This is a genomic window from Sphingobium sp. B2 (assembly GCF_007693735.1).
GTDB classification, from domain to species: domain Bacteria; phylum Pseudomonadota; class Alphaproteobacteria; order Sphingomonadales; family Sphingomonadaceae; genus Sphingobium; species Sphingobium xenophagum.
The window spans coordinates 316,393-322,500 of record NZ_VDBZ01000003.1 but is presented as its reverse complement, the minus strand read 5'-3'; the positions used below and the strand labels follow the sequence as shown (position 1 = coordinate 322,500).

Annotated in this window: 4 protein-coding genes, 1 tRNA gene, 2 rRNA genes and 1 pseudogene (1 of these 8 only partly in view); 6 read left to right on the top strand and 2 right to left on the bottom strand. The window is 56.5% G+C overall.

What is annotated here, in order from left to right; all coding sequences use genetic code 11:
• The 4 genes from FE851_RS19885 to FE851_RS26940 all read left to right on the top strand — a co-directional run.
• Positions 1 to 2,482: ribosomal RNA gene (locus FE851_RS19885) — 23S ribosomal RNA — on the top strand; it begins 316 nt to the left of the window's first position.
• 157 nt (positions 2,483 to 2,639) lie between these two features.
• Positions 2,640 to 2,754 (top strand): 5S ribosomal RNA (gene rrf, locus FE851_RS19880).
• Positions 2,755 to 2,843: 89 nt separating this feature from the next.
• Positions 2,844 to 2,920, top strand: a tRNA-Met gene (locus tag FE851_RS19875).
• Between the two features lie 181 nt (positions 2,921 to 3,101).
• Positions 3,102 to 3,389 carry a hypothetical protein gene (locus tag FE851_RS26940; protein WP_261371097.1) on the top strand — a complete coding sequence of 96 codons (288 nt, stop codon included), beginning with the start codon at positions 3,102 to 3,104 and terminating at the stop codon, positions 3,387 to 3,389.
• A gap of 156 nt (positions 3,390 to 3,545) precedes the next feature.
• Here FE851_RS26940 and FE851_RS26935 read toward each other — a convergent pair.
• A pseudogene (locus FE851_RS26935) lies at positions 3,546 to 4,631 on the bottom strand (recombinase family protein); the annotation flags it as partial.
• Between the two features lie 19 nt (positions 4,632 to 4,650).
• On the bottom strand, positions 4,651 to 4,842 hold the full coding sequence (locus FE851_RS19865) for a hypothetical protein (RefSeq protein ID WP_261371096.1): 192 nt from the start codon (positions 4,840 to 4,842) through the stop codon (positions 4,651 to 4,653).
• Positions 4,843 to 5,144: 302 nt separating this feature from the next.
• Here FE851_RS19865 and FE851_RS19860 point away from each other — a divergent pair, with 302 nt between their 5' ends.
• The gene (locus FE851_RS19860) at positions 5,145 to 5,444 is read left to right on the top strand and encodes a DUF1778 domain-containing protein (RefSeq protein ID WP_145206357.1); all 300 of its coding nucleotides are present in this window, start codon (positions 5,145 to 5,147) and stop codon (positions 5,442 to 5,444) included.
• A gap of 4 nt (positions 5,445 to 5,448) precedes the next feature.
• Entirely contained in the window at positions 5,449 to 5,958 is a 510-nt protein-coding gene (locus FE851_RS19855; protein ID WP_145206354.1) for a GNAT family N-acetyltransferase, read from the top strand.
• Positions 5,959 to 6,108 lie beyond the last annotated feature (150 nt).

Sequence of the window (6,108 nt, the reverse complement as noted above, 5' to 3'; positions counted from 1 at the left end):
AGTGCCTGTGATTAAGCAAGCAGAACATTCTGGAAAGTTTGACCATAGCGGGTGACAGTCCCGTATGCGAAAGCAAGATCACAGGACTTGAGTAGGGCGGAGCACGTGAAACTCTGTCTGAACATGGGGGGACCACCCTCCAAGCCTAAATACTCGTACATGACCGATAGTGAACCAGTACCGTGAGGGAAAGGTGAAAAGCACCCCGATGAGGGGAGTGAAACAGTACCTGAAACCGGATGCCTACAAGCAGTGGGAGGGTCCTTGAGACCTGACCGCGTACCTCTTGCATAATGGGTCTGTGACTTAGTGTATCAAGCAAGCTTAAGCCGTTAGGTGTAGGCGCAGCGAAAGCGAGTCTGAATAGGGCGACGAAGTTTGATGCATTAGACCCGAAACCCGGCGATCTATGCATGACCAGGTTGAAGGTGCGGTAACACGCACTGGAGGACCGAACCGTTCAATGTTGAAAAATTGTCGGATGAGTTGTGCTTAGGGGTGAAAGGCCAATCAAGCCGGGAAATAGCTGGTTCTCCGCGAAATCTATTGAGGTAGAGCGTCGAATGATTGCCGTTGGGGGTAGAGCACTGGATGGATGCGGGGGTCGCGAGATCTACCAACTCTAACCAAACTCCGAATACCAACGAGTCTAGTTCGGCAGACAGACGGCGGGTGCTAAGGTCCGTCGTCAAAAGGGAAACAGCCCTAACCTACAGCTAAGGTCCCCAAGTCATCACTAAGTGGGAAAGCATGTGGGATTTCCAAAACAACCAGGAGGTTGGCTTAGAAGCAGCCATCCTTTAAAGAAAGCGTAACAGCTCACTGGTCTAAACAAGAGATCCTGCGGCGAAGATGTAACGGGGCTAAAGTGATGCACCGAAGCTTAGGGTGTGATCTTCGGATCACGCGGTAGCGGAGCGTTCCGTAGGCCGTTGAAGCGATCTGGTAATGGGTCGTGGAGGTATCGGAAGTGCGAATGCAGACATGAGTAGCGATTAACAGTGTGAGATGCACTGTCGCCGAAATTCCAAGGGTTCCTGCTTAAAGCTAATCTGAGCAGGGTAAGCCGGCCCCTAAGACGAGCCCGAAGGGGGTAGTCGATGGGAACCACGTTAATATTCGTGGGCCTGGAGGTGTGTGACGGATGGCGTAAATGGTCTGGGCTTATTGGATTGCTCCAGGCTGTGAAGTCGTCCCAGGAAATAGCCCCTCCGTATAGACCGTACCCTAAACCGACACAGGTGGAATGGTAGAGTATACCAAGGCGTTTGAGAGAAGTATCCTGAAGGAACTCGGCAAATTGCCTCCGTACCTTCGGAAGAAGGAGGCCCCACATATGCGCAAGCACTTGTGGGGGGCACAGGCCAGGGGGTAGCGACTGTTTAGCAAAAACACAGGGCTCTGCTAAGTCGGCTTCAAGACGACGTATAGGGCCTGACGCCTGCCCGGTGCCTGAAGGTTAAGAGGAGGAGTGCAAGCTCTGAATTGAAGCCCAGGTAAACGGCGGCCGTAACTATAACGGTCCTAAGGTAGCGAAATTCCTTGTCGGGTAAGTTCCGACCTGCACGAATGGCGTAACGACTTCCCCACTGTCTCCAGGATATGCTCAGCGAAATTGAATTCTCCGTGAAGATGCGGAGTACCCGCGGTTAGACGGAAAGACCCCGTGCACCTTTACTGCAACTTCAGAGTGGCATTAGGAAAGAGCTGTGTAGCATAGGTGGGAGGCTTTGAAACTTGGGCGCCAGCCTGAGTGGAGCCATAGGTGAAATACCACCCTGCTGTTTTCTGATGTCTAACCTCGCACCGTTATCCGGTGCAGGGACCCTCTGTGGTGGGTAGTTTGACTGGGGCGGTCGCCTCCTAAAGAGTAACGGAGGCGCGCGATGGTGGGCTCAGGACGGTTGGAAACCGTCTGTTAGAGTGCAATGGCATAAGCCCGCCTGACTGCGAGACTGACAAGTCGAGCAGAGACGAAAGTCGGTCATAGTGATCCGGTGGTCCCTCGTGGAAGGGCCATCGCTCAACGGATAAAAGGTACGCCGGGGATAACAGGCTGATGATTCCCAAGAGCTCATATCGACGGAATCGTTTGGCACCTCGATGTCGGCTCATCACATCCTGGGGCTGGAGCAGGTCCCAAGGGTTTGGCTGTTCGCCAATTAAAGTGGTACGTGAGCTGGGTTCAGAACGTCGCGAGACAGTTTGGTCCCTATCTGCCGTGGGCGTCGAAATTTGAGAGGAGTTGACCCTAGTACGAGAGGACCGGGTTGAACATACCTCTGGTGTACCTGTCGTCACGCCAGTGGCGCAGCAGGGTAGCTATGTATGGACGGGATAACCGCTGAAAGCATCTAAGCGGGAAGCCTCCCTCAAGATAAGATTTCACAGGACCGTGGAAGACCACCACGTTGATAGATCGGATGTGGAAGTGCGGTAACGCATGAAGCTAACCGATACTAATTGTCCTATTCGCGCTTAAACGGTTCATAACGAACCGCAGAGTCCCACCATCAATGACAGCTCTGGACAACAGATGCCTGACAGACATGGTCGGTTATAAAGCCAGCCAGATACAGATCCTACAAACACACGTGCACGGTATCGATTATAACCCCTTATATGCGCCTGCTTCATTGCTTGGTGACCATAGCGTCTGTGACCCACCCGATCCCATCCCGAACTCGGCCGTGAAACCAGTCTGCGCCGATGGTACTATTGCTCAAGCACTGGAAGAGTAGGGCGTCGCCAGGCATTGAAGCACGCGCATATCAGGACACAAAAACCCATTCACAGTTCATCAAAGGGCGGACCCAAAAGGTCCGCCCTTTGTCCTTTGGTGACGCGGGATGGAGCAGCCCGGTAGCTCGTCAGGCTCATAACCTGAAGGTCGTAGGTTCAAATCCTACTCCCGCAACCATCTTTACCGGCGTCGATTGCAAGTTGTGATCGATGCCGGTCCCCGCAACCATCTTTACTTGCTCGGGCAACAAGTGAAGATTAGATCCAGCCCCCGCAACCATCTTTACTTGCGATGACCCCGCCCGACCGGCGGGGTTTTTCGTTTGCGTGGAAATCGTAAGGATTCCAGCAAGATCGCCTTGAACGTCGATCTCCACCTTGCCCTCAACAGGTGTCAGCACGATCTGATCTACCAACGAGCGAATGGTGTCCGCTGCCTCTACCCGCTTGCCCTCTTCTTCATCCTGAAGGGATTCGTAGAGCTGCTGGATGCGCTTGCGGTATTGCAGCGCCATGCTCGGGTGAAGAAGAGGAGGGGGCTCGTCCGCTTCGGCCAGGAAGTTTTTCAGTTCCGCCTTACGGGCTTCAAGCTGCTTCATCTCCTCTACGATCGCTTCGATTGGCCCACCGGCCTTAATTGCAGTTAGCAGCTTGGCTAGTTCCCGATCAATCTTTGCGATCTCGGCTTCAGCAGAGGCAATGCCGGCGCGGCCTTCCATGCGCAGGCGGTTCATCTCCTGCGTGAAGACCTCGCAGAAATGGGCGAACAGTGCTGGGTCAACGAGCCGCGTGCGCAGGGCGTTCAGCACGCGCGATTCCAACTCATCACGGCGGATGTTGACGCGATTGTCACAGGTGCCCTTGTTGCGGGCGGTCGAGCATCCGATCAGCGTTGCCGAGATTGCGGAGTACCCGCCACCACAGCATGAACATTTGGTCAGGCCCGAGAAGAGGTATTTGGGGCGGCGTCGGTGATTGACGGTGCGGACATCCGTGCTGCCGTTGTCATCCCGCGAGAGCTTGTTCTTCTCTTGCCGTGCCTTCACCGCATTCCAGAGTTCGTCATCGAGGATCCGGAGCTCAGGCGTCTCCTGGATGACCCATTCCGATTCCGGGTTTGGGCGGGCCTGCCGCTTTCCGGTGTTCGGATCCTTCACGAAGCGCTGCCGGTTCCAGACAATCTTGCCGACATACATCTCGTTATTGAGGATGCCGTTGCCACGCTTCGGGTTGCCGTTAATCGTGCTGAAGCCCCAGTCACCGCCGGAAGGGGCGGGGATGCCCTCCTTGTTGAGCGCGAAGGCGATGGTCTTGGCGGACTTGCCTGCAGCATAGTCGCGGAAGATGCGACGAACCACGTCGGCCTGGGCGTCGTTGATGGTGCGGTCGCCGCGAATGGGCTCGCCATTGGCGTCCAGCTTCTTGACCACGTCGTAGCCATACGAGTTGCCGCCACCGGATTTGCCAGCTTCCACACGACCGCGCTGCCCGCGGCGTGTCTTGTCGGCAAGATCCTTGAGGAACAGCGCATTCATCGTGCCCTTGAGGCCGACATGCAGATGGCTGACCTCGCCCTCCGAGAGGGTGAACATCTTCACATCCGCGTAGGACATGCGCTTGAAAATTCCGGCGATGTCTTCCTGATCACGTGAGAGGCGATCCATCGCCTCTGAAAGGATCAGGTCGAAGCGACCGGCCATAGCGTCGGCCATCAGGGCCTGGATGCCCGGACGGATCAGCGAAGCGCCTGAAATTGCGTGATCGGTATATTCCTCGATGACTTGCCAGCCCTGCTTTTCGGCATGGAGGCGGCACATACGAAGTTGGTCGGCGATGGAAGCGTCGCGTTGATTGTCGGAAGAATAGCGGGCGTAGATCGCGACTTTCAAAACATGGCTCCCATCCGCATCAGGAGGTGCGCTTCCTCCTTCGCTTGGACAACGTCACTTCCTCTGCAATGCACTCCCGCGCTGCTTGCTTTGCCAAGATGCCGACCAGACGCAGAAGGCGTGGATCGGGACTGCCGCGCGGCGTAAACGTCAACTCCGGCTCGTCCAGCAGCAAAGACTCGAGCAGCGCTTCGCGCTGTGCTCCTGTCATCTTTGCTGTGTTTCCTGGGGCTCGCAAGGTCATAACTGACAGCATTCGTCTCATGCCGGGTATAAGCAATGGAATTTACGGGCGAACATTTGGCGGCGATCGGTGTGCCGATGCGCGTAATGGCGTGCGGCGGCGTAGTCTGGCGTGCCACGGCAGAGTAAAATGACCTGTCGGAATCGCTCGCTGTCGCCGTCATCTTTCGCCTCGATGCTGGTCCTTTGGAAGCTGTTGCTTGCAGTTGAGACTTTACCGTATTGTATTTAGAGATACAAGGTGCTATCTTCCGGCTACGGAGACTCGCTATGGCCAACACTTCCGAACGCAAGGAATATCCGATCTCGATGCGTCTGCCCGAGGCGGATGTTGCCATGATCGATCGTGCCGCAAGCCTGCGCGGCCGTTCGCGCACCGATTTCGTGCGCGACGCCGCTGTACGCGCGGCCGAGGAGGTCGTCATGGAGCAGGGGCTGGTCCGGATGAGCCCGGAAGGCTTTGCTCAGTTCATGGATGTGCTGTCGCGTCCAGCCGCTCCTGTTCCGGAGATGGTCGAAGTGCTGAAACGGCCTGCGCCGTGGGAGCCGGGCTACGTGGCGAAGCGGTAGTCCCTTGCAGCTTTCGGGACCCGAACCGCTTTCCGCCGCCCATGATGTTTCTGAGTTCACCTGTGGCAAGCCGACGCTCGACCACTGGCTGAAAACCCGTGCGCTCTCCAATCAGCAGAAGGGTTTTACCGCCGTTCTCGTCGTGCATGAGGCAGGGCGTGTGGTGGGATATTACGGCCTTGCACCAACAGCCGTTGTGCCATCGGTGCTACCGCGCTCCATCCGGACGGGGCAGCCGCCTAATCCAATTCCCTGCATGCTGCTTGGCCAGCTCGCGACCGATATTTGCTCGGCCGAGTTGGGCATCGGGACTGGCCTTGTGAAGCACGCCCTTCAACGCTGCGTTCAAGCCGCGTCGCTGATCGGTGGGCGGGCATTAATGGTCAACGCCGTCGACGGGGAGGCTGCCGAATTCTGGCGGCGCCGAGGATTTGAGCCTGCCAGAGATGATGGACTGGTCCTGTTTCGCTCGATCAGCGATATTGCTGCGTCGCTCCGTGAGGCTGGAAGGTGAATAGCCCGATGTTTCGTGAACGTCTTCCTTGCTAAATTTGAGGCAAGGACCTGCGTCGGACATTCAAGACGGTGACCGGCAAGGCGAGGATCTCGAAGGAAATCCGCTTCCGCCTCCAGAACCACGCGTTGCAGGATGCCAGCTGCAAGA